This window comes from Anoxybacillus mongoliensis, assembly GCF_014201515.1.
Classification (GTDB): Bacteria; Bacillota; Bacilli; order Bacillales; family Anoxybacillaceae; genus Anoxybacillus; species Anoxybacillus mongoliensis.
In genome coordinates this window covers 26,455-47,762 of record NZ_JACHEQ010000019.1, presented here as the reverse complement: position 1 = coordinate 47,762, position 21,308 = coordinate 26,455, and the positions used below count along the sequence as shown (strand labels likewise).

Below are 21,308 nucleotides of genomic sequence, written 5' to 3'. Positions count from 1 at the left end.
AACACCCACCCTCTCCCATTTATGGGAACTCTGATTCTAAAAGTGGCTCACTTTTGAAGTGATCGCTCTGGCTCAATTTATTATTGACAAAAACACCATGAAGCTATTCCTTCAGATGTAGACACCATATTCCATACTTTTTGAATTGGCGCTTCAATGATGATTGTTTGTTGAATATCTTGTACCATTTGGCTCATAAATGATCCTCCTAAAATATATAACCTTTTAGTTTCGTTTTTTATTATATGAAACCTTAAGGTGTTATGTCAAATTCTTTCCTCACTTTCCTCATGCAAGATGTTTATTATTATCATACATGCGTTCATCGATTTTATAGGAAAAATCGGTTATAAAGAGATGAGTGATGTATTTTTGAAAAAGTTGTGAACAAGGTATTGACTTGTCTGAGGGGAGTCGATATAATGTAAAACGTAATTACGAAGCAGGGATTCCTGTTTTTTATTTTTACGCTTCATTCGACAAATTTCTACTTTTTCTGCACGTGCGGGTGTAGTTTAGTGGTAAAACCTCAGCCACGAGCCGTGCATCGTCGAATAAGCGGCGAGTTGCCTCGACGCACCAATCATCATCGAGTAGGCGAGCAGAGGAAGAGGCATGGTCGAGCGTGGCGAATGATGACAGGTATCGTTAATTTAAGTATGCGGGTGTAGTTTAGTGGTAAAACCTCAGCCACGAGCCGTGCATCGTCGAATAAGCGGCGAGTTGCCTCGACGCATCAAACATCATCGAGTAGGCGAGTAGAGGAAGATGCATGGTCGAGCGTGGCGAATGATGACAGGTATCGTTAATTTAAGCATGCGGGTGTAGTTTAGTGGTAAAACCTCAGCCACGAGCCGTGCATCGTCGAATAAGCGGCGAGTTGCCTCGACGCACCAATCATCATCGAGTAGGCGAGTAGAGGAAGAGGCATGGTCGAGCGTGGCGAATGATGACAGGTATCGTTAATTTAAGTATGCGGGTGTAGTTTAGTGGTAAAACCTCAGCCACGAGCGACGCATCATCGAATAAGCGGCGAGTTGCCTCGACGCATCAAACATCATCGAGTAGGCGAGTAGAGGAAGAGGCATGGTCGAGCGTGGCGAATGATGACAGGTATCGTTAATTTAAGCATGCGGGTGTAGTTTAGTGGTAAAACCTCAGCCTTCCAAGCTGATGTCGTGGGTTCGATTCCCATCACCCGCTCCATACATACGGGGACAACGCAGTGTTTCGTTTCGAAGATGAACGGGGCATTGCGTTTTTTTATTTTACTTGCCCCGTATATGTTATATGATGAGTTGTGTATGTGCCGAACCGCCATGAACTTGGATAAACATCTCTTTCATCGCTTGCAACATTTGCCCACATTGTGTTTCTGTAAATGAAGGTAAGAAGTATATGACTTGAACGGCATGAGTCGTTTGCTCTGTAACCATTGTTCGCTTCGAATCAACGATTGGGCTGCCGAACGGACCTTGAGCGTCTTTTGTGACGAGTTTTCGTTCAAAGTTTGTCGTGCGATCATTGATGCCGACATACTCATCTGCTTGCGTACCGATCGTGACAATGATATCTCCTGTTAGCTGATCACGATCATAAATGCCGATCGGTAGTTTATAATATAAGGAAAAAAAGTTGTTGATATCAGCCGCCGAATGAATGGATGGGATAAAGTTTTGTTTTTGTACACGGCGAAGTAAACTTTCGGACGAAGGACGATATCGGCTCGGGTCGGTGCCAACTTGTTTAAAGACAGATCGCCATTCTTTCACTTCTGGCCATTCAGCTAGCGGAGTTTGTTCCATATCAAAATATAGCAGCTCTTGAAATTGGCGAAGCTTCCCTTTCAACATGTTAGGGGATGGACCGACAACGATTTGTTCGTATGTAAGGACGCCGATTTTAAAATGAGATACGCGCTGTTTTACTGTGTCACAAATGGTTAACATATCGTTCACTCCTTTTTCTTTACATTGTAACATAAACAGCAAGGAAAGAAAGGAGGGAGGGGAGATGGACGTTGAAGCACTAAAGGAAGAAATCATTCAATATAGCCGGACGATCGGCATTGATAAAATTGGTTTTGCTCATGCTGATCCGTTTTTTGAGTTAAAAGAAAGGTTGCGTCAGCAGCAACAACTCGGGTATCAATCGGGATTTGAAGAACCTGATATTGACAAGCGGACGACCCCATCTTTATTGCTTCCAGAAGCACGTTCTATTATCGCTATCGCCCTTGCATATCCGTCAAAATTAAAAAACGCACCACGAAGCACGAAAACAGAACGACGGGGTATTTTTTGTCGAGCATCTTGGGGGAAAGATTATCATGTTGTTTTACGCGATCGTTTGCAAAAATTAGAACAATTTATTTTAGAACGCGTACCAGATGCAAAAGTGAAATCAATGGTTGATACAGGGGAATTGGCGGATCGGGCGGTAGCGGAAAGGGCAGGGATCGGATGGAGTGGAAAAAACTGCTCAATTATTACACATGAATTTGGTTCGTATGTTTATTTAGGTGAAATGATTACGAATATCCCATTTCCTCCAGATACGCCAATTGAAGACGAATGTGGGACGTGCACGCGCTGTATCGATGCTTGTCCAACGGGTGCCCTTGTGCAAGGGGGACAGTTGAATGCGAAGCGTTGTATAGCCTTTTTAACACAAACGAAAATGTTCATACCAGATGAGTTTCGTGATAAAATAGGAAACCGATTGTATGGGTGTGATACGTGTCAGCTTGTTTGTCCGAAAAATAAAGGAAAGGACTTTCATCTTCATCTAGAGATGGAGCCTGATCCAGAAGTGGTGAAACCTTTATTAAAACCGCTTCTTCATATGACGAATCGCCAATTCAAAGAAACGTTTGGGCATTTGTCGGGAGCATGGCGTGGCAAAAAACCGATTCAGCGAAATGCGATTATTGCATTAGCTCACTATAAAGATGAAAGTGCCATCGATGATTTATTGATGTTACTTCGAGAAGATTCACGTCCAGTCATTCGCGGAACAGCGGCGTGGGCGCTTGGAAAAATCGGAAATCGTAAAGTGATACCAATGTTACAACAAGCCAAAGAGAATGAACAAGATGGAGACGTCATTCGGGAAATTGACAAAGCGTTAGCGATGCTTGAAAACGTGTAGTTGTTTTTCTACTGTTTGTGACATAACGTAGTAAAAAACGAAAAAAGTGGTGAACGGGATGAGAGAGCGACTACACGATCTTCTCGATGAACGTATTCGGCATTTTTTTATAAGCGATGTGACGGATGAAGAAATTGAACGAAAAAAGCAGTTATTAGCTAAGCGAAATGCCAAACTTGTGAAATGTGAAGGAAAGGGAACAATCGTTGGGCGGAAACATATCGTTTCAAAAACGTTCGTGAGTTATATCGTTCATTTTCGTTTTTTTATTTGGCAACATGGCTGGATGTATGTTGAAGAGAAACAAGAGATGCGTGAAGCAATATTTGAGCGACGTGAGCTTGTGAGCGATCGCTTGCTTTTGCCTAACATGGAGACGGAACAAGTCGAAAAAAAGCAAGAACGAGATGATGGTGAACGTGTTCGCTATACGTATGATCGATTAGCCGCAGTACGATATGCTGAAATATGGTGGAACGATTATAATCCAGCGTTTCATAAATTCCCTGTTGATTGTACAAATTTCATTTCACAATGTTTACACGCAGGCGGAATTCCCATGATGGGCTACCCAAACAAAACAAAAGGATGGTGGATGAGAAAAAGCGACTGGAGCTATACGTGGACGGTCGCAAATGCATTACGTTGGTATTTAAGCGGGTCAAAAACAGGCATTCAAGCCGTTGAAAAAAAATCACCGGAACAGTTGTCTCTTGGTGATGTCATTTGTTATGATTTTCAAGGGGACGGACGATTCGATCATACGACGATCGTCGTGGCGAAAGATAAACAAGGGATGCCGCTTGTCAATGCCCATACGTCCAATAGCCGTATGCGGTATTGGTCATATGAGGATTCAACGGCATATACACCAAATATCCAATATAAGTTTTTTCATATTATTGACCGTGTATAGGAGTGAAGAATGTGGCTTTACATGTCGTTTTATATCAACCAGAAATTCCAGCGAATACAGGCAATATTGCGCGTACTTGCGCGGCAACAGGCACATCGTTACATTTAATTCGTCCACTCGGATTTTCAACTGATGACAAAATGTTAAAGCGTGCTGGATTAGATTATTGGGAATACGTCGATGTACATTATTACGATTCATTACAAGAGCTTTTCGACAAATATAAAGAAGGTGAATTTTTCTTTATTACGAAGTTTGGGCAAACATACTACACATCGTTTGACTATAGCGATTCAACGAAAGATTACTTTTTCGTTTTCGGCCGTGAAACGAGCGGATTGCCAAAAGATTTAATCGAAAACAATATGGAACGTTGTTTGCGTATTCCGATGAACGAATACGTTCGTTCGCTCAATTTATCGAATACAGCAGCCATTCTCGTGTACGAAGCGTTGAGACAACAAAACTTCCCAAATGTATTTTAAGCGACTTTCGAATGAAAGTCGCTTAATTTTTTACTTCCGGCTTATCGTTGTATCCCGCTGTAAAAATGGCAGCTAAGAAGGCGAAAATAACACCAAGTACGAGAAGCGTTTTCATATAAAATCTCCTCCTTTATGAAGTGACAAGAAAATGACCACGTTTTCATTATAGCTTAATTGTATAGCGATATGAAAGTCATACTTTTACGAATGATTACGGACATCCTTGCATACATATGGTAATAATCATGACGCTAGACATCAAAGGTGGAGGAGGTCCGTGTATGGACATTTTAAAAAAAATACAAAAATATAGAGAAGAAGAGCAAAAATTAAAGTGGGAAGGAACATTTGCGGAGTACTTAGAAATCGTAAAAGAAAAGCCATGGGTGGCTCAGTCCGCTCACTCTCGCGTTTACAATATGATTAAAGATGCGGGCATAGAAGAAGTAGACGGAAAGAAAAAATACAACTTTTTTAGCGGTCAGTTATTTGGACTCGAAGAAGCGCTAGAGCGGCTTGTAGAAGAATATTTTCACCCAGCTGCCAAACGATTAGATGTTCGAAAGCGTATTTTGTTGTTAATGGGACCGGTAAGCGGGGGAAAATCAACGCTTGTGACAATGTTAAAACGAGGACTTGAAGCGTACTCGTATACCGATCGTGGTGCGGTATATGCAATTAAAGGATGTCCCATGCATGAAGATCCGCTTCATTTAATTCCACACCATTTGCGCGATGAGTTTTATAAAGAGTATGGCATTCGTATTGAAGGGAACTTATCCCCATTAAACATGATGCGACTTGAAAAAGAATACGGCGGGCGCATTGAAGATGTGATGGTCGAACGCATCTTTTTCTCCGAAGATAAGCGTGTCGGAATCGGAACGTTCAGCCCATCCGATCCGAAGTCGCAAGATATTGCTGATTTAACAGGCAGCATTGATTTTTCGACGATTGCTCAATATGGGTCCGAATCGGATCCGCGCGCATATCGTTTTGATGGAGAGCTAAACAAAGCGAATCGCGGTATTATGGAATTTCAAGAAATGTTAAAATGCGATGAAAAGTTTTTATGGCATTTGCTCTCTTTGACGCAAGAAGGAAACTTTAAGGCAGGACGTTTTGCGCTTATTAGCGCTGATGAGTTGATTGTTGCTCATACGAATGAAACAGAGTATCGTTCATTTATTGCGAATAAAAAGAACGAGGCGCTTCATTCGCGAATTATCGTCATGCCAATACCATACAATTTAAAAGTGTCAGAAGAAGAGCGTATTTACGAAAAAATGATTCGTGAGAGCGACGTAGCAGATGTGCATATTGCCCCACATACGTTACGGGTAGCCGCAATGTTTACGATTTTAACGCGTTTGAAAGAGCCGAAACGTGGCGATATCGACCTTGTGAAAAAAATGCGCTTGTATGATGGGGAGCTAGTCGAAGGATTTAATGAAGTTGATGTAGAGGAATTGAAAAAAGAACATCCAGACGAAGGAATGAGCGGTATTGATCCACGTTATGTCATTAATCGCATTTCGTCTTGTATTATTCGAAAAGAAGTGCCGTCTATTAATGCGTTAGATGTATTGCGAGCATTGAAAGAAGGATTAGAGCATCACCCATCTATTTCTAAAGAAGATCGGGAACGTTATTTAAATTTCATTTCGATTGCACGGAAAGAATACGATGAAATCGCCAAGCGCGAAGTACAAAAAGCGTTCGTTTACTCGTATGAAGAGTCAGCGAAAACGTTGATGGATAATTATTTAGATAATGTGGAAGCGTATTGCAACAAGGCGAAAATTCGTGATCCGCTCACAGGAGAAGAAATGAATCCAGATGAAAAATTGATGCGTTCGATTGAAGAGCAAATTGGCATTTCTGAAAATGCGAAAAAAGCGTTTCGTGAAGAAATTTTAATTCGTATTTCAGCATATGCCCGGAAAGGTCAACGTTTTGATTATAATTCGCACGAACGGTTGCGTGAAGCGATCCAGAAAAAATTGTTTGCAGATTTAAAAGATATCGTCAAAATTACGACGTCCACAAAAACACCTGATGAACAACAACTGAAGAAAATTAATGAAGTGGTTGCTCGATTAATTGATGAACATGGTTATAACTCTACATCAGCAAATGAATTGCTTCGTTATGTCGGAAGTTTGTTAAACCGATAAAGCATGCCGCACTTGGCATGCTTTGTTTTATCATCGTAGAAAACAGGCTTGTCCAGCAAAAAAGGTCAGAACAATTTTCGAAATCATTTGTCAATTTTTTTCGGACGTTGCATAGGATAAAGTAACCAACCATTCATTCATTATTTTTGCAAGCCAACATAGTGTATGCGATGAAAAAGGAAAATGTGCATCATTATTTTATATTGTAGGAGGGGAAAGAATGAGTAGAAACTTCATTGTGTCAAAGGAAGATTGGTCCCTCCATCGAAAAGGCCAAGATGATCAAAAGCGGCACGAGGAAAAGGTAAAGGAAGCAATTAAAAATAACCTCGGTGATTTAATTACAGAAGAAAGCATCATTATGTCCAACGGTCGTGACGTCATTAAAATACCGATTCGTTCGTTAGATGAATATAAAATTCGTTATAATTATGACAAAAATAAACATGTCGGCCAAGGCGATGGAGACAGTCAAGTTGGTGATGTCATTGCGCGCGACGGTTCTGGTGACGGTCAAAAAGGACCGGGAAAAGGGCAAGGGGCAGGTGATCTTGCAGGGCAAGATTATTATGAGGCAGAAGTGTCTTTAATGGAGCTTGAAGAGGCTCTCTTTAGTCAATTGGAGCTTCCAGATTTAAAGAAAAAGCAACACGCAGATCACGTTGTTCAACATATCGAATTTAACGATATTCGTCGAACGGGGTTGATGGGGAACATCGACAAGAAAAAAACAATGATGGCTGCGTTTAAGCGAAATGCATTAAGTGGTAATCCAAGTTTTTATCCAATTTATCCTGAAGATTTAAAATTTAAAACATGGAATGAAGTGATTAAGCCCGATTCGAAAGCGGTTGTTATCGCAATGATGGATACGAGCGGATCAATGGGCGTATGGGAAAAATATATGGCTAGAAGCTTCTTCTTTTGGATGACCCGATTTTTACGGACGAAATACGAAACGGTCGATATTGTTTTTATTGCGCATCATACTGAAGCGAAAATTGTAACAGAGGAAGAATTTTTTACAAAAGGCGAAAGCGGTGGAACGATATGTTCGTCTGCGTATCGAAAGGCGCTTGAAGTGATCGAAACAAAATACTCACCGACAAAATATAATATTTATCCGTTTCATTTTTCCGATGGCGACAACTTAACGTCCGATAACGCTCGGTGTGTGAAACTTGTGCAAGAATTAATGAAAGTATCGAATATGTTTGGATACGGGGAAGTGAATCAGTACAACCGTACACCCTCTACACTTATTAGGGCGTATCAAAATATTAAAGACGAACGTTTTAGTTACTATATTTTAAAGCAAAAATCTGATGTGTTCCAGGCGTTGAAGCATTTCTTCTCGTCACAAAAAAAGGAGGCGGTTGCCTCGCGCTAGATTTTAGGATAAATTTGTATTATGAATTGATCTTTTTTCGTCCATTCCGGTTTACGCAAGTAAGTCGCTTTCTCAAGCACCGACTTGAGAAGGCGATTTTTCTTTTCTACGTCATTCGCCTGTCGGTATGCTTCTAACACTTTTTTAACAGCTGGAACATATTCATTCATGCTTTTCTCTTTAAGCTGTTCTTTTTCAATTTCCTGTTTCAACTGCTCGATCTCCTCTTGTGTTTGTTTCATGCGTGCTACGATATTTTGCTGCCGTTCCAGGAACACTTCGATTGTGTATATTCCTCGTTCTAAGAAATCGTGAAGGTTGTTCTTCTGTATGTTCAATTCTTTTAGCTCTTTCTCTTTTTTCTCAAGTGCTTTTTGTCTGAGTGGAATAACAGATTGTCTTTCCTTTTTCTCGAACATCTGCTCTTGAACTTCAAACTGATCAACGAATTCCGCGAGTGATTGCAATATGCGTTCTTCTACAAGAGGAAGAAGAGCGCCTTTCTGTACTCCTTTACATTTAGGGTTTGCACAACGAATGAGTGCATTAGGTCTATCTTTGCGTGGCTGATACCACATTGTATAGCCACAAATTTCGCACTTCAGCAGCCCGGCCAGGGGATTGGATAACGATTTATTTTGCACGGTAGAAGGGCGCCAACGGGCTGTATGGGCTTTATTCGCTGCTTCCCACAATTCTTTTGATACGAGCGGCTCATGAGCATTTTCCTTCACGTGCCAGCGCTCTTGTGGCATTTTTTTACGTTTATACTTCCCATTTTGTTTGACGTACTTCACCTTGCCCCAGATGATGTGCCCCATGTATACCTCATTTTTCACGATTGCCGTAATACTTGATGGTGACCAAAAAGCTCGCTTTTCATCAGGTGGCTTCACACCAAGTTTGTCCAACTCCGCAGCAATTGCCTGCCGTCCATGACCATCTCTCATCATCTCGAATATTTTCACAACTACCCATGCCGTTTCTGGATCAGGATACAGCTTGAGATTTTCGTCGCGAAGATAGCCGTATGGCGGCTTTTTTGAAATAGATTTTCCTTCAGCTGCGGAAGCACGGCGACCATGTTGCATACGTTTCGTGATTGTTTTGAGTTCCTCGCGTGCGACAAGAGATTTAATGCCGAAAACAAGTTCCCACGTTTCGCTTTCCGGGTCATACACCTCTGTTGGTGTAATGATTTTTGTGCCGGAATAGCGAAACGCTCGATCCAAAATGCCTTGGTCAAGCATATCCCCGCGGCCAAGACGGTCGATGTCCATCACAAGCACGGCATCAGCAACGCCCGATTCGACTTCCCGTAGCAATTTTTGAATTTCCGGACGTTCTGCAATTGACTCGCCAGAAACAACTTCCTCAAAGATGTCGATGATGTTATGTTCTTCTTTTCGCACCACGGCAAGCAGCGTATCACGATGGCGTTGTAGTGTGTCATATGATGCGCCCGATTCGGCTGCCTTTTTCTCTTCCTCAATATCTTTGCGGCTTTTACGAAGATAAATAAAGACATCGAGGTTGGTTGGTCTGTACATAAAAATCACCTCTACACTATTGTAAAACCAACCGTACACATATACAAATACCTAATGTTATTGATACACGAATATGCGATTTTGAATTTGTGTTAAACGTTCTTCGCATAACTTTGGTGTTACCTTAAACATGTGAGCCATTTGCTCGATTATGCATCGTTCATTCCAGTCGATGAAATCAAGCATATGATATGGAATGGCTGCGTATTTCGTGAAAAGCTTCGCATCACGTTCTTGCAGTTCTCGGAACGCCTCTGGCATCATGCTCTGCACGCCGACATGGCGGAGAATATGGCAAAGCTCATGAAAGAAAGCTTCGCGCTTCTCTTCTTCCGGCAATCGGGAATCGACAACGATGCAGCGGAATCGCCCAAAAACTTGATGTGTGGACGGAAACGGCTTCTCACGCAAGAAAATATTCATCCGTCGCGCTATGTATTCAATATCAATGTGTGAAGGATGGAAGATACCGAGTCTTTTATAAAAATTCGTTACCCAGTCCTCAAGTGCGGTTGTGTAGTAATGACATAATTGCATAAAATCCCCTCCCTAGAGGAGATTATACGAACAAATGTTTCTTTTGGCAAGAAAAAGAAAAAAGCCCTAATGTTAGGGCTGAAGAATAACTCTTACCTTTCGCATGCATAACCATCTTTATCTCTATCCATTTTCGGCTGATAAGCTGGATGATTGGATGGAACTCCGTTTGGATAGGCTTTTCTCAGTTCTGTACAGTTTGCAAAATACTCAGTTCCTCCACTGGATGCAGGTGAGCTACTATTATTTGAACTGCTGCTATTGCTGCGTGTATTGTTGCTTGAACTGCCGTTTGAACTACTATTTGAATTGCTTTTTTTGGCTGATGACGATGAAGAAACAGTACTGCTAGATTGTTTTGGATCTAAATCTCCTTTCGTTGTACCGTATTCTCCAAATGCCCATAATCCTTTGTTTTGTTCGCGTGCTTCTCTGGCAAATTTGACGAAATAATCACTATATTTCACATCAGGTGGGTATGTATATGGCTCAGCATATCCATTCAAAACAAGATCAGCATTGAACATTTTTGTTCTTATTTCCGATTCATCCATATCGTTATTAGGGATCTGGAGCCAAACAATTCTTAATAATCTTCCATATCGATCCGTTTCAGAAATATCTTTTTGTAACCAAACTTTTTTTCCTTCCAGTTTGGATTTTGTATAATTGCTCGCTTCCTTTCCGTACTCCTCGTGCCGAGTAGTTGATTCAGGAGTGTTTACGCCTATTAAACGAACTTTTCTGCCATCGGAAAGCTCAGCTGTATCGCCGTCAATAACTTTTGAAATTGTAGCCATGACCAAACCAAGTCTTGCAGCAGTTTCTTCCTTAACCTTTTGTTCTGCTGCAATTTTTTCGGCCTCTTCCTTAGCTTCTTTCCCTTCAATTTGTTTTTTACTTTCAGCTTCATTCGTAACTTTTGCCTCTTTTTCTGTAACGTCAGTTTTTTCGGCAGGTTCAGCAAATAAAACTACTAAGATAAAAGTTAGAGCTATCCCAGCCCCTACAATCCGTCCTGGCTTGGAAAATGTCAATTTTCCTTTTTTCTGTTGACGTACTTGATAAAGACCAAATAAGGTCAAAAGCAAACCAATCCATGAAACAGGAGTAGTAATAACAGCAACAATTAAATATAGGACAAGAAAGATTAGTAAAAACCAAATTATAAACTTTTTCATGACCTCTGATCCTTTCTTAAGAGTTCAAAATTTTCTCTTTTTCTCTTTGAAATTCTTCTTCAGTAAGTATCCCTTGTTCTTTTAATTTAGAAATTTTTTCTAACAACTCGTATTTTTCTGTAGAATGTGTAGATGATGTTTTCTTTGTTATAGTACGTGAAGTGTTCCTAGCTGTATGGATTTGATCCATAACAATTGAAACAAAATTTTTAAATCGCTCATCTGGTGTGATATCATCAAATTTTTTTCGACTTCTTCCCATGTCGATATAAATCTCTTTTTCCAACAAACCATCGTTGGCATGTGCAATACCATTTATTTTTTTATAGTCAAATTCCTCAAAAAATTGACCGTAACCAACACCACTGCTCACAAATACTAATCGTTGATCAGTGGCAATTAATAACCCTTTGATTTCACGTTTTTTGGTTTTGTCGTATTCAGCAGGGATTGAATGCAATACGTTTTCGTCATGTCTTAATACAAAGTCTTCAAAGTACTGGATTGTCGGTTTATAAATAGCAAAACTGAAGCTTTTACCAAAACCTGTCCCAATATATTTTTCTTGAAGAGCTAATTCTTTTTGTTTTTTTTCATTAGCCCTTCTTTCTTTTTCTGCGATTTTCCTTTCCTTTTCCTGCTGTTTCTTTTGTAAAGCAGCTTTTTCTTCCTCGGTCATATCGGTTATACCTAACAGTTTTTTAAAAAAACTCATGAAAATTCACTCCTAGACTCTCAAAATATTTCCATTTTGTTGTGTAATACTGTGACTAATCAATAATCAATCAATAATAAAAAACCACCTAAAGTACGTCATTGAACGTCTTAGGTGGTTATTCTTGGTTGCTTCTGTTCTTTTCCCTCGCCTTATGCACAACCCATTCAAAATGTTTAACGATTTCCTCGATCTCTTCTTCAGAAAGTTGCTTCCATTTCTCGATGTCAAAAAAGCCCATTTGCTCGATGCCATATTCTTTGATGAGCTGATTAATTCTCGCCAGCGTGCCTAATTCCTCATTGTCGCTCCCTGGCGGATTCGGATCATCCGTGCGACCGAGTAGGTAGTCGGTGGTGACGTTGAAAAAATCGGCGAGTTGTTTAACAAACTCGAACGATGGTTCACGTTCGTCACGTTCATACATACCTATTGTGCTTTCGCCAACATTAAAACGATCGGCTAAGTCCTTCTGAGTTAAGTTTCTTCTTTTTCTCAAAAAACGCAATCTTTTTCCAAAAGTCATATATGCTCACCTACTCTTAAATTTTAACACATAATGTGTTAAATGAAACACAATAATGAAAAGAACACAAAAAGTGTTGACAACACATAATGTGTTGTTTATTATTTTAAGTAAGAACACAAAATGTGCAGTTCCTAGAGGTGATACAACAATGAATAAAGAAAAAATTGCTGAGACTTTAGTAAATCTTCGTGGCAATCGCTCCAGAGAAGAAGTTGCTAAATCTCTTGGTATAAGCGTTAGTGCTTTGCAAATGTATGAAAACGGACAAAGAATTCCTAAAGATGAGATCAAATTAAAAATTGCTCGTTATTATGGCGTTTCTGTTGAGTCAATTTTTTTTAGTTAAAACAGCACAATTTGTGTTCTTTTGTTGTTGCTCTTTGACAATCTAATCCACAATCAATCCACAGGAGGTGAATGAAATGTCATCAAGCACTACTTTCCCCACGCATACACATGAACAAAGGGGGAATGCGGGCATGAAGGAATTCAAATACGGCAACACAACTGTTATTATTCACTCCCCGTTAGTACTTATGAGTGCTGACGAACGAAAAGAATGGTTTCAGAAAGAATGGGAAAAAGGCAATCCAGTCTTGAAACAAATCGCAAAAGCGGTGATGGACTGCTACGTGAAAGAATCGAGTTCTTAAATCTAACATAACACGAATGTTTAGCGATAAATGGTAGAAGGGGGAGAACCAACCATGAAACGTGGTAGAGCGGCCGATGCGGTGAAAGCGGCGCGGCAGGCGACAGGGATGACACAACAACAACTTTCGTTTGAAATCTATGAATCTCGCGAAGCAGTTTCGCAGCAAGAAAATGGGCGGTATCGAGTGCAACCAAATATCTCGAAATACTTTGCTGAAAAGCACAACAATCCATGGGTAGCGTTGGAGGCAGCAGCGGAGTACACAGGATGGGGGCCAGTCAAGCTGGACGGTGAGGTGGTCGATCTTCATCGAGCAAGCGTGGCGATGAAAACAAAAGAGGAACTAACCGAAGCGCTACAAGCGATCGAAAATGTATGTGTAGCGAACCATCCTCGAGCGATTAGGGAGTACGACAAACAGCACTTGGAAGAAGCGATTTTACAAGCGATTGATGCAATTGTAGCGCTCACGCAATACGTTGCAGTTATATGTGTCGATTACGGATTTTCGTGGCTCAAAATGTGGCAAAAACACCGTACGAAATTGCAGACGAAAGGATTTATTCGAAAATAGGGGAGGAAAAGAAGTTGGATCATGCGATTGATAGCTTAAAAACGTTTTTGGCAGCCGAATTGGAGTGGTTGCGTGAAGAATGGCGAGACGGAAAAGGAGGATACAAAAAACTCTCTGATTGCCCAAGTTACAGAGTACGTGGAGCAATATAAATGTCCATCTGTAAAAGAGTTAATTTAAGGAGGGAAGAACAATGAGTTTTTGTCTAACAGCAAGCCGTTTAATGAAAGCAAGCGAGGTAAAAAAGTTATGCGCAGAATTGCGTAATGATCCAGCGTTGCTACTAGCGTTAGAACTTACAGCAAAACAAGAGTGGTACAAAAGAAAAATGGCCAGTGCGCCAACACTAGCCATCGCTCAATAAATAATCAACCTTTGATCTAATCATATTCTAGCATAAACGATTTGCGAAAGGAAGGGCAAGCTCATGCTTGCCGATTGGAGTACAAGCGGGTTTCTCCCCCGACCCGAATATGCTTGTACTTCAATCGGTGCGTATGCACACTAGACCGAGCGAGAGCGGGCGAAGATCCAGAAGGGGAGCCGCGCCACAATACATGTACGGTCATCGCCACGACGTCTAGAAATCCATTTTGAGGAGGAAGAGGTTATGCAAGATACGCTCTTTTTGCAAGAAGCGGATTTATTGCAGAAAGCATCGCGGTGCATCGAGTACATACAAGAATCGCTTCAAAACCGCGACTACGAAACAGCAAAAATTGAAATGTTGGAGTTCCGTTTTTTATTAGACGAACTGCAAGCAATCGAACAAAAGAAATTACGTCGCGCACAGCTGTTCGAAATTGTCGACGACATGAAAAAACGAGGCATTCAAATCGACTTTGTATCGCGGATGTTGGGGTGATGGTATGACGCGGGAAGAGAAAAAACAAATTCGTTTGCAAATCTTGCAATTGCTAGACAAGTGTACAGGATGCAAAGAACGGCATCACGGTACACAAAGCGTATGCATCATAAGTTGTCCGATCGGCAAGCAAATGCAACAGCTGTCGATGTTGTTAGCTAAAGAAAGCCCTCGCGTAAAAAGAGGTAAATGGACCGAAGAAGAAGAGTTTTATTTATGGCAACATAAAGATATTTTCGATGTCTCAGAGCTTGCAGCTCGCTTGGAACGAAGCGAAGTATCCGTATATTCGAAGTTGCGCCAGCTTGAGAAAAAGAACGCTGTGCTTTGCTAGGAAGGAGGATATGAAGCAACCACTACATTGTATGCTTCATGATCGCAAATATGCTATTCGAAGTAGAATTCGCAGAAAAGAAGAACGGCTATTTCGAAACGATCCATACGGCACTCATTCACGCGCTCACTGTGTCCGAGTGCCGCCAAATCGCATTTGAAATAGCCGATCAGCTAGGAAAGGGTGATATACAGGTTTTTATTTCAGACTTCTAGGCTCATTATGCCAGAACATAATACGAAAATCAAGGGAGGAAGGAGATATACATGGCAACAAGACTTCTTTTGGATGAAGAGCCGTTAGTGATTTTACCATCATTAGCGGCTACGATCGGCTTAAATGAAAGCATTGTTTTGCAGCAGTTGCACTACTGGCTTGAGCGTAGCAATCACATTCACGAAGGGCATAAGTGGGTATACAACACATATGAGGAGTGGCAAGAACAATTCCCATTCTGGTCAGAAAGCACGATTCGTCGCATTATTACGAAGTTGGAAAAGCAAGGACTCATCATTGCAGGGAATTTCAATCGCTCCAAGATCGACAAAACGAAATGGTATCGGATCGATTATGACAAATTGGCTGAACTTGAAAACCCAGTTTATGAAGTAAGTGCGACTGTTCAAAATGACATCTCGACTGCTCAAAATGAACAGACGACTGATGAAATCGACAGTCCATCTGGTCAAAATGAACAGTCCATATGTTCAAATTGGACAGACGAAGCGCTCAATTTGAACAGACCAATACCAGAGAATACTACAGAGATTACTACAGAGAAAAAAGAAGAAGTAGAAGAAGACGCGCGCGTGCGCGAAGAGAATCCGTTCGCCTTTTTTGAACAAAACGGCTTTGGTGCAATCGGAAGCTACATAAGCGAAAAAATCTCAACATGGATCGACGACACATCCGAAGCGCTAGTTTTAGAAGCGATGAAAATTGCAGTAGAAAATGGCGTCAAGACGTGGAAATACGTTGAAACCATTTTGCGAGACTGGTTTGAAAAGGGCTATCAAACCGTTGAACAAGTGCATGCAGCGCAAAAAGCATTTAAAGAGCAGCAATCCAAGAAGCGTAATGGTTCTAGCACGAATGGGAAAAAAGCTGTTCGAACGGAAATCATTCCAGACTGGCTTAACACCGATTATTCGCAATATGAACAAAAAGCCGAGACGGATCAAGAAGCGCTCGAACGCAAACGGCGTGAGCTAGAAGAACGACTGAAAAAATATCGCAATGACTAGGTGATCGTCATGCCGTACCCGATTTGGATTCGCTTAGAGTATCGAAATGACGTTGGGCGAATCGTTGGTTTCACCGGAAGTATTCAATCCGAAACAGCGTTACGTGATGTATTAGAGCGATACGAGATTACTAGAGAACGACTTGTGTCGCTTGAAATCAACGGCAAGCCATATTCGCCGTCAAAACTTGATCGCTTTTTGCGGAGGTGAAGCAGTTGCTTTTGCTCAAACATGTATTGATTCAGCGTCTACGGCGAAAGGGCGTTTTTGTTGCAACAGATGGGCGAGCGCTATCGAAATTGACGTTAGAAGAAATTCAACGGGAATACGAGCGAACGGAGGGTGAATGTAATGAACTGGTCAAAAGCAACGATGAAGCAATTACTCATCATCCTTCACTTTGAAGATTGCCCTGCCTGCTATAAACAAATGGCGCTAAAAGAAATACAAAAACGATTGGAGGATTTACGATGAGTCGTAAGTCGCTACATGGTCCAGTTGTTGTCAGTTACTTAACACAAGAAGAGTTAGAGGCGTACCGGAACCGTCATCGCAAAAAATATTACGACGAAGACAATCGACGAATCATCGACTGGCGTTGGCCGCACACCAGAAAGAAAAGGGGAGCGAAATAATGGATTTATCCAAGCTTTTTGAGATGCAGCGGAAACTGGATGAGCGGATCGAAAAACAACATCCTCGGCAACAGGGCGACAGAAGAATTTACTCTAAATTGCTCGCCTTACTTGTAGAGATCGGGGAGCTGGCAAACGAAACTCGATGCTTTAAGTTTTGGAGTAACAAAGGACCCTCATCGAAAGAGAAAATCCTTGAAGAAGGTGCAGATGTATTGCATTTTCTCTTGTCGATTGGCAACGAGATTAATGTTAAATCGTCAGTTGAAATTATCCCAATCACAAAAACGTCGCTCGATGCACAATTTTTAGCGTTATACGACCAAGCAAGACTAGCGAACATTAAAGAGCAATGGGAATGGACGTTCAATCTCTACGTCGGATTGATGGAAACGCTCGGCTTCACTTGGAATGAGGTTGAAGAAGCATATATGCGTAAAAACGCAGTCAATCATCACCGCCAGGAAAGTGGGTATTGAGATGGATGCAAAGCATTGGATGGAAGAACTAAACAAGAATCAAATACTTCGCAACGTACAAAAATTGCTCGAAACACAAACCGAAAAGGGAATTGAAAAATACGGAACAACCGTCAACCCAAGTGACTACACATTGGTCGGCTGGCTGGAACACTTGCAGCAGGAAATGATCGATGCCATCGTATATTGCGAGGTGCTGAAATTCAAATATTCGCACTTAATTGCGGTTGAAAAGCTAAATTCGGACGTGAATGCTGAATGAAACGTCGTAAGCGTAAAGCGAAGTGGTATTTGTTATATCGTAAAGAAAATGACGATGCGGTTTATGTATATGAACCGTTGCGCAAGTATGAGCTACAAAGCAGACTTCGACGCGGATGGAAAGTGATTGGATAAAACAAAAAAGCCGGGATTCCTCCCGACAGCCTAACTTCATTATACAACATGGAGGGATTCCGGTGAGTAAAAGAGCACAAGAATTGCAGATTGATATAGATAACATGACCATTTCGCATCCCGTCGTACCTGGAAAAGTGCTTGTGATCGTCATTGACGGCGTGCAGGGGAAAGCAAAAGTAGCGGAAGCCGTCGAGCACGGTTTTACGATCGTTGAAACAGCGAAGGGAAAAACCGCGAGAATCAAATTCGAGGAAAGCGAGTTGTTTTAAGTGAAAATAGCAGTTCATGTGTATGAATGCAGGAGTTGTGAAGTGGTGTTTGCAGTTTCGCAAGACTTTGAAGAACAACATCTTGTGCAATGTCCAATTTGTAAGACGGACAGGGCGATTCAAGAAGTATCGTCTGGAGAATTGCACATACAACGGAAACAGGCATTATTTGTCGTTCCAGAGGGGCAAACAAACATTTATGAGTTCTTGGGGTGATCAAGTTGCTTACATTGCCATCGATTTCCGAAGACGATGTATTGGAGCTAAAGGATTACATCAGTTTTTCCGAAAGTGCATTTGGATCCCCAAAGAGCGAATCTTTGCGTCAGTTTTTTAGCTTTCTATACAACAAATACGAAGAAATTGAAGCCGAGCGATGGCGCAACGATCCACAAAACTGGGGTGCATACAGCAAATGGCCACGTGAAGATGACTTGCCGTTTTAGGAGTGGTGACAATGGGAAAACATGGAGATAAGGTTGAAGTTAGTTTCAATATTCAACTTCCTGTTAATGTGTGTAGTAAATGTTATGCAGAATTCATTTTATTTTATGTATCTTCTAATGAGGTGTGGGAACAATTAGCGAATGGATTTGGAATGCTTCATTGCCCTTACTGTGGAGAAAAAATGGGGTGGGAAAAGTGAGATTGCGAAAAGTATACAACTGTCTTTTTGAGAATGAAGCAGAGCAGGAACTTCTGTACGTGCATGGGGAAGACTTCGATGGAAACATTATTTATGAATATTGTGATGGAACGTTTCAATTGCATAAAATGACGAAATATCAACTGACTGAAAAGTATAGTAGAGTATGGATTTCTCCATCAAAAGAAGATTTGTAGCATGAGGTGAAACAAAGTGGAACATGATTTAAAAGTGTTAAGACAGTATTACGACAAGGTGCTAATCAACGAATATTACTCGACACCTGAAATTGATCCAGACATCGCAAACAAAATTGTCGGCGGTCTGATTTTATACATGAACATCGCTGAAAAACAACAAGCAAAGATCGAGAGGTACGAAAATGCGCTAAAAGAAGTGATTCAAGCTGTTTGGGACGCAAAGCGATTCACACAAGAATTCAACGATATGGTTGGTTTCGATTTCTTTGAAGATTGAGTGAGGTGACAAGAAATGAATCAATTAGTTTTCATTGATAATGGTCGCGCTGTTACGGATAGCTTAACGGTAGCGGATTGTTTCGGAAAACGACATGCAGACGTTTTACGAGATATCGAAGTACAGATCGAGAAACTTAATCAAGCTGGCGAGAGAGAATGGGGGTTGAGCAACTTTGCGCAGACCCATTACCAGCATCCTCAAAACAAGCAGTTTTATCGTAAATACTTGCTAACAGAAGATGCATTCGCTTTGGTGGCTATGAGCTATGTGACTCCAGAAGCGATGAAGATGAAGGTGAAATTCATTCAAGAATTTAAGCGAATGAAAGAACAGTTGCTTGTACTAAATGCGCCGTCATATATGATTGAAGATCCAATCAAGCGAGCAGAGCGATGGATTGAAGAGCAACGAGAAAAGCAAGCGCTGGAACAAAAACTTGCTTTGGCACAACCGAAAATTGAGCAACACGATCGGTTTCTTAGTGGTGAAAATTATCAGAAGGTTGGAGAGGTTGCGAAAATTCTCGGATATGGCCGCAATAACTTTTTCAAGAAGCTACGGCAAATGGGCTTACTGATGAACGATAATACACCTTATCAAAAGTACATTGACAGAGGTTACTTTGTTGTTAAGGAAAAGCCGATTCAAATGGGAGACCAAGTTATTAATAAGCCGCAAACGTATATTACGGCAAAAGGAATTGCATACATTGATAAGCTTTTACATCATCAGCCAGCTTGATATAATGGAATTAAAACCAAATATGTCCAAGACCGAGAGCGTGAGGACACCGATTGTACAGAGTAAGGCTATTTCTGTATGATTGGTGTCCTTTTTGTTTGATTAGAAAAATGAAAGGGAGAGGAACAATGCGAACAATCCAGCAAGAATTAAAGAAATGGATGAAAGTCAATAAAGTTCAGCAACGCCAAAATAAACGCAAGAAAGCGCGTAAAAAGAAACGAGGGAAAGAGCGGCTGACGGAGCGAGATATTAAAGAACTAATGGGCGTTGGTCGTCCTGTTTATAGACGCAGCAAGGGTGGAGCATTTCGCCAACGATAATCACTATTTCGGAGGTTGAGAAGATGGACTTTATGCTACCTGAAATCGACAGAAAAGCGACGAAAAAAGCGGTTGAAGCGGCGCTCGAAAAATATCGCATTTTCTTGCTGACATTGAAACTAGACCAGCTACCAAAGGTGACTCAACATTACTCGCTCGTTCCTGCAAAAACAAATCAGTTCCACTCCTCAACCGAAGAAATGGCCATTCGCAACGCAGATTACGAGCGGGAGCGTGCGGAGTACATTCAGCGCATCGTTGAGGCTGTGAACCGTTTAGATTACTGGGAGCGAGCAATCATTATTCAGCGATACATGACTGGAGAAGAAGTGTTTGATTATGCTGTTTACAACGAGCTAGGGATGAGCCACAGAAATTATTATCGTTTGAAGTCCAGAGCATTTTACAAATTAGCTTTTGCCCTTGAAATAGAAGTGTATCGAAAAAGAAGGAGGGACGAGCCATGAACTTTGTTCAACCGATTAGGGATCCAGAAAAGATCGCGGCGATGAAAAGGTATTTGTTACAAAGAAGCAAGCGCAATTATATTTTGTTCGTTATCGGAATTAACACAGGCTTGCGTATATCGGACATATTGCAGCTGAAGAAGGAAGATTTGCTTCAAACGCATTTGAAGTTGCGGGAAAAGAAAACAAGGAAGGAAAAGCGGATTCGTATTCCGCCTGCAATACGGAAAGAGTTGATTGAGTACGCAAAAACGCTGAAGGATGGCGAATATGCTTTCCGAAGTCGGCAAGGCGGTAACCGCCCTATTGATCGTTCAACAGCGTATCGTATTTTGCGTGAGGCAGCTGAGTACGTGTCGCTGGATGAAGTGGGCACGCATACGCTTAGAAAGACGTTCGGATATCACTTTTACCAACAAACGAAAGACGTTGCCATGCTTCAAGAACTGTTTAACCATTCGAGTCCACATATCACCTTAAAGTATATCGGTGTCAACCAAGACGCTATGGACAAGGCGATGATGAAATACAAGATATGATTTTTCTTTTTTTGGCTATAAGCACAAC

Annotated in this window: 37 protein-coding genes, 1 tRNA gene and 1 pseudogene; 32 read left to right on the top strand and 7 right to left on the bottom strand. The window is 41.2% G+C overall.

Annotation, left to right across the window (positions count from 1 at the left end; genetic code table 11):
- Window positions 1–95: 95 nt before the first annotated feature.
- A pseudogene (locus HNR43_RS13380) lies at window positions 96–197 on the bottom strand (SRPBCC family protein); the annotation flags it as partial.
- A gap of 935 nt (window positions 198–1,132) precedes the next feature.
- Here HNR43_RS13380 and HNR43_RS13375 point away from each other — a divergent pair.
- Window positions 1,133–1,206, top strand: a tRNA-Gly gene (locus HNR43_RS13375).
- 80 nt (window positions 1,207–1,286) lie between these two features.
- Here the strand turns inward: HNR43_RS13375 and HNR43_RS13370 are convergent.
- Window positions 1,287–1,949 carry a B3/B4 domain-containing protein gene (locus tag HNR43_RS13370; RefSeq protein WP_183244558.1) on the bottom strand — a complete coding sequence of 221 codons (663 nt, stop codon included), beginning with the start codon at window positions 1,947–1,949 and terminating at the stop codon, window positions 1,287–1,289.
- Window positions 1,950–2,013: 64 nt separating this feature from the next.
- On the opposite strand from HNR43_RS13370, the gene queG reads away from it, so the two are divergent.
- The 5 genes from queG (at window position 2,014) to yhbH (ending at window position 8,118) form a co-directional block, all read left to right on the top strand.
- Window positions 2,014–3,150, top strand: coding sequence for a tRNA epoxyqueuosine(34) reductase QueG (gene queG / locus HNR43_RS13365; protein ID WP_183244556.1), 1,137 nt, complete (start codon window positions 2,014–2,016; stop codon window positions 3,148–3,150).
- Between the two features lie 58 nt (window positions 3,151–3,208).
- Entirely contained in the window at window positions 3,209–4,066 is an 858-nt protein-coding gene (locus HNR43_RS13360; protein ID WP_183244554.1) for an amidase domain-containing protein, read from the top strand.
- Between the two features lie 11 nt (window positions 4,067–4,077).
- The gene (gene trmL, locus HNR43_RS13355; protein WP_425486541.1) at window positions 4,078–4,551 is read left to right on the top strand and encodes a tRNA (uridine(34)/cytosine(34)/5-carboxymethylaminomethyluridine(34)-2'-O)-methyltransferase TrmL; all 474 of its coding nucleotides are present in this window, start codon (window positions 4,078–4,080) and stop codon (window positions 4,549–4,551) included.
- Window positions 4,552–4,832: 281 nt separating this feature from the next.
- The gene (locus HNR43_RS13350) at window positions 4,833–6,728 is read left to right on the top strand and encodes a PrkA family serine protein kinase (RefSeq protein ID WP_183244550.1); all 1,896 of its coding nucleotides are present in this window, start codon (window positions 4,833–4,835) and stop codon (window positions 6,726–6,728) included.
- A gap of 220 nt (window positions 6,729–6,948) precedes the next feature.
- Entirely contained in the window at window positions 6,949–8,118 is a 1,170-nt protein-coding gene (yhbH, locus tag HNR43_RS13345) for a sporulation protein YhbH (protein ID WP_183244548.1), read from the top strand.
- Here the strand turns inward: yhbH and HNR43_RS13340 are convergent.
- From HNR43_RS13340 to HNR43_RS13320, 5 genes are all read right to left on the bottom strand, one after another.
- The gene (locus HNR43_RS13340) at window positions 8,115–9,668 is read right to left on the bottom strand and encodes a recombinase family protein (protein ID WP_183244546.1); all 1,554 of its coding nucleotides are present in this window, start codon (window positions 9,666–9,668) and stop codon (window positions 8,115–8,117) included. The genes yhbH and HNR43_RS13340 overlap by 4 nt on opposite strands.
- Before the next feature lie 57 nt (window positions 9,669–9,725).
- Complete coding sequence (locus HNR43_RS13335; RefSeq protein ID WP_183244544.1) at window positions 9,726–10,205, bottom strand: ImmA/IrrE family metallo-endopeptidase; 480 nt, start codon at window positions 10,203–10,205, stop codon at window positions 9,726–9,728.
- 92 nt (window positions 10,206–10,297) lie between these two features.
- Entirely contained in the window at window positions 10,298–11,386 is a 1,089-nt protein-coding gene (locus tag HNR43_RS13330; protein WP_183244542.1) for a thermonuclease family protein, read from the bottom strand.
- 16 nt (window positions 11,387–11,402) lie between these two features.
- On the bottom strand, window positions 11,403–12,101 hold the full coding sequence (locus HNR43_RS13325) for a PH domain-containing protein (RefSeq protein ID WP_183244540.1): 699 nt from the start codon (window positions 12,099–12,101) through the stop codon (window positions 11,403–11,405).
- A gap of 118 nt (window positions 12,102–12,219) precedes the next feature.
- Complete coding sequence (locus HNR43_RS13320) at window positions 12,220–12,627, bottom strand: helix-turn-helix transcriptional regulator (protein ID WP_183244538.1); 408 nt, start codon at window positions 12,625–12,627, stop codon at window positions 12,220–12,222.
- A 151-nt stretch (window positions 12,628–12,778) separates the two neighbouring features.
- Between HNR43_RS13320 and HNR43_RS13315 the strand changes: the two genes are divergently transcribed.
- The 26 genes from HNR43_RS13315 (at window position 12,779) to HNR43_RS13195 (ending at window position 21,280) form a co-directional block, all read left to right on the top strand.
- Window positions 12,779–12,976, top strand: coding sequence for a helix-turn-helix transcriptional regulator (locus HNR43_RS13315; protein WP_009362117.1), 198 nt, complete (start codon window positions 12,779–12,781; stop codon window positions 12,974–12,976).
- 133 nt (window positions 12,977–13,109) lie between these two features.
- On the top strand, window positions 13,110–13,283 hold the full coding sequence (locus tag HNR43_RS13310) for a hypothetical protein (RefSeq protein WP_183244536.1): 174 nt from the start codon (window positions 13,110–13,112) through the stop codon (window positions 13,281–13,283).
- A 54-nt stretch (window positions 13,284–13,337) separates the two neighbouring features.
- Window positions 13,338–13,859: a helix-turn-helix domain-containing protein gene (locus HNR43_RS13305; protein ID WP_183185186.1), complete on the top strand. Its 522-nt coding sequence runs from the start codon at window positions 13,338–13,340 to the stop codon at window positions 13,857–13,859.
- A gap of 14 nt (window positions 13,860–13,873) precedes the next feature.
- The gene (locus HNR43_RS13300; RefSeq protein WP_183244575.1) at window positions 13,874–14,011 is read left to right on the top strand and encodes a hypothetical protein; all 138 of its coding nucleotides are present in this window, start codon (window positions 13,874–13,876) and stop codon (window positions 14,009–14,011) included.
- A gap of 41 nt (window positions 14,012–14,052) precedes the next feature.
- The gene (locus tag HNR43_RS13295; RefSeq protein ID WP_183244534.1) at window positions 14,053–14,223 is read left to right on the top strand and encodes a hypothetical protein; all 171 of its coding nucleotides are present in this window, start codon (window positions 14,053–14,055) and stop codon (window positions 14,221–14,223) included.
- A gap of 246 nt (window positions 14,224–14,469) precedes the next feature.
- Complete coding sequence (locus tag HNR43_RS13290; protein ID WP_183244532.1) at window positions 14,470–14,724, top strand: hypothetical protein; 255 nt, start codon at window positions 14,470–14,472, stop codon at window positions 14,722–14,724.
- Between the two features lie 4 nt (window positions 14,725–14,728).
- Window positions 14,729–15,058, top strand: a complete 330-nt coding sequence (locus HNR43_RS13285; RefSeq protein ID WP_183244530.1) for a zinc-finger domain-containing protein — start codon at window positions 14,729–14,731, stop codon at window positions 15,056–15,058.
- A gap of 10 nt (window positions 15,059–15,068) precedes the next feature.
- Entirely contained in the window at window positions 15,069–15,218 is a 150-nt protein-coding gene (locus HNR43_RS13280; RefSeq protein WP_183244528.1) for a hypothetical protein, read from the top strand.
- A 106-nt stretch (window positions 15,219–15,324) separates the two neighbouring features.
- The gene (locus tag HNR43_RS13275) at window positions 15,325–16,302 is read left to right on the top strand and encodes a DnaD domain-containing protein (RefSeq protein ID WP_183244526.1); all 978 of its coding nucleotides are present in this window, start codon (window positions 15,325–15,327) and stop codon (window positions 16,300–16,302) included.
- A 9-nt stretch (window positions 16,303–16,311) separates the two neighbouring features.
- Window positions 16,312–16,512, top strand: a complete 201-nt coding sequence (locus HNR43_RS13270) for a hypothetical protein (protein WP_019417148.1) — start codon at window positions 16,312–16,314, stop codon at window positions 16,510–16,512.
- Complete coding sequence (locus HNR43_RS13265) at window positions 16,509–16,706, top strand: Fur-regulated basic protein FbpA (protein ID WP_343055804.1); 198 nt, start codon at window positions 16,509–16,511, stop codon at window positions 16,704–16,706. The genes HNR43_RS13270 and HNR43_RS13265 overlap by 4 nt, the downstream gene beginning before the upstream one ends.
- Entirely contained in the window at window positions 16,654–16,776 is a 123-nt protein-coding gene (locus tag HNR43_RS14320; RefSeq protein ID WP_281380411.1) for a hypothetical protein, read from the top strand. The genes HNR43_RS13265 and HNR43_RS14320 overlap by 53 nt, the downstream gene beginning before the upstream one ends.
- Complete coding sequence (locus HNR43_RS13260; RefSeq protein WP_183244522.1) at window positions 16,773–16,937, top strand: hypothetical protein; 165 nt, start codon at window positions 16,773–16,775, stop codon at window positions 16,935–16,937. The genes HNR43_RS14320 and HNR43_RS13260 overlap by 4 nt, the downstream gene beginning before the upstream one ends.
- Window positions 16,937–17,416 (top strand): dUTP diphosphatase, encoded by a 480-nt coding sequence (locus HNR43_RS13255; RefSeq protein WP_183244520.1) that lies wholly within the window; start codon window positions 16,937–16,939, stop codon window positions 17,414–17,416. Before HNR43_RS13260 ends, HNR43_RS13255 begins: the two co-directional genes overlap by 1 nt.
- A 1-nt stretch (window position 17,417) precedes the next feature.
- Window positions 17,418–17,678: a hypothetical protein gene (locus HNR43_RS13250; RefSeq protein WP_183244518.1), complete on the top strand. Its 261-nt coding sequence runs from the start codon at window positions 17,418–17,420 to the stop codon at window positions 17,676–17,678.
- Window positions 17,675–17,812, top strand: coding sequence for a hypothetical protein (locus HNR43_RS13245; RefSeq protein WP_183244516.1), 138 nt, complete (start codon window positions 17,675–17,677; stop codon window positions 17,810–17,812). The genes HNR43_RS13250 and HNR43_RS13245 overlap by 4 nt, the downstream gene beginning before the upstream one ends.
- A gap of 62 nt (window positions 17,813–17,874) precedes the next feature.
- Window positions 17,875–18,084 (top strand): XtrA/YqaO family protein, encoded by a 210-nt coding sequence (locus HNR43_RS13240; protein ID WP_183244514.1) that lies wholly within the window; start codon window positions 17,875–17,877, stop codon window positions 18,082–18,084.
- Window positions 18,085–18,126: 42 nt separating this feature from the next.
- On the top strand, window positions 18,127–18,300 hold the full coding sequence (locus HNR43_RS13235; RefSeq protein WP_246346332.1) for a hypothetical protein: 174 nt from the start codon (window positions 18,127–18,129) through the stop codon (window positions 18,298–18,300).
- Window positions 18,297–18,530 (top strand): hypothetical protein, encoded by a 234-nt coding sequence (locus tag HNR43_RS13230; RefSeq protein ID WP_343055803.1) that lies wholly within the window; start codon window positions 18,297–18,299, stop codon window positions 18,528–18,530. The genes HNR43_RS13235 and HNR43_RS13230 overlap by 4 nt, the downstream gene beginning before the upstream one ends.
- An 11-nt stretch (window positions 18,531–18,541) precedes the next feature.
- Window positions 18,542–18,730, top strand: a complete 189-nt coding sequence (locus HNR43_RS13225) for a hypothetical protein (RefSeq protein WP_183244510.1) — start codon at window positions 18,542–18,544, stop codon at window positions 18,728–18,730.
- The gene (locus HNR43_RS13220) at window positions 18,727–18,927 is read left to right on the top strand and encodes a hypothetical protein (protein ID WP_183244508.1); all 201 of its coding nucleotides are present in this window, start codon (window positions 18,727–18,729) and stop codon (window positions 18,925–18,927) included. The genes HNR43_RS13225 and HNR43_RS13220 overlap by 4 nt, the downstream gene beginning before the upstream one ends.
- A 16-nt stretch (window positions 18,928–18,943) precedes the next feature.
- Entirely contained in the window at window positions 18,944–19,207 is a 264-nt protein-coding gene (locus tag HNR43_RS13215) for a hypothetical protein (RefSeq protein ID WP_183244506.1), read from the top strand.
- Window positions 19,208–19,222: 15 nt separating this feature from the next.
- Window positions 19,223–19,951, top strand: coding sequence for a Rha family transcriptional regulator (locus tag HNR43_RS13210; protein ID WP_183244504.1), 729 nt, complete (start codon window positions 19,223–19,225; stop codon window positions 19,949–19,951).
- A 128-nt stretch (window positions 19,952–20,079) separates the two neighbouring features.
- Window positions 20,080–20,274 carry a hypothetical protein gene (locus HNR43_RS13205; RefSeq protein WP_183244502.1) on the top strand — a complete coding sequence of 65 codons (195 nt, stop codon included), beginning with the start codon at window positions 20,080–20,082 and terminating at the stop codon, window positions 20,272–20,274.
- Between the two features lie 23 nt (window positions 20,275–20,297).
- Window positions 20,298–20,741, top strand: coding sequence for an ArpU family phage packaging/lysis transcriptional regulator (locus tag HNR43_RS13200; RefSeq protein ID WP_183244500.1), 444 nt, complete (start codon window positions 20,298–20,300; stop codon window positions 20,739–20,741).
- Window positions 20,738–21,280: a site-specific integrase gene (locus tag HNR43_RS13195; protein ID WP_183244498.1), complete on the top strand. Its 543-nt coding sequence runs from the start codon at window positions 20,738–20,740 to the stop codon at window positions 21,278–21,280. Before HNR43_RS13200 ends, HNR43_RS13195 begins: the two co-directional genes overlap by 4 nt.
- Window positions 21,281–21,308: the final 28 nt, after the last annotated feature.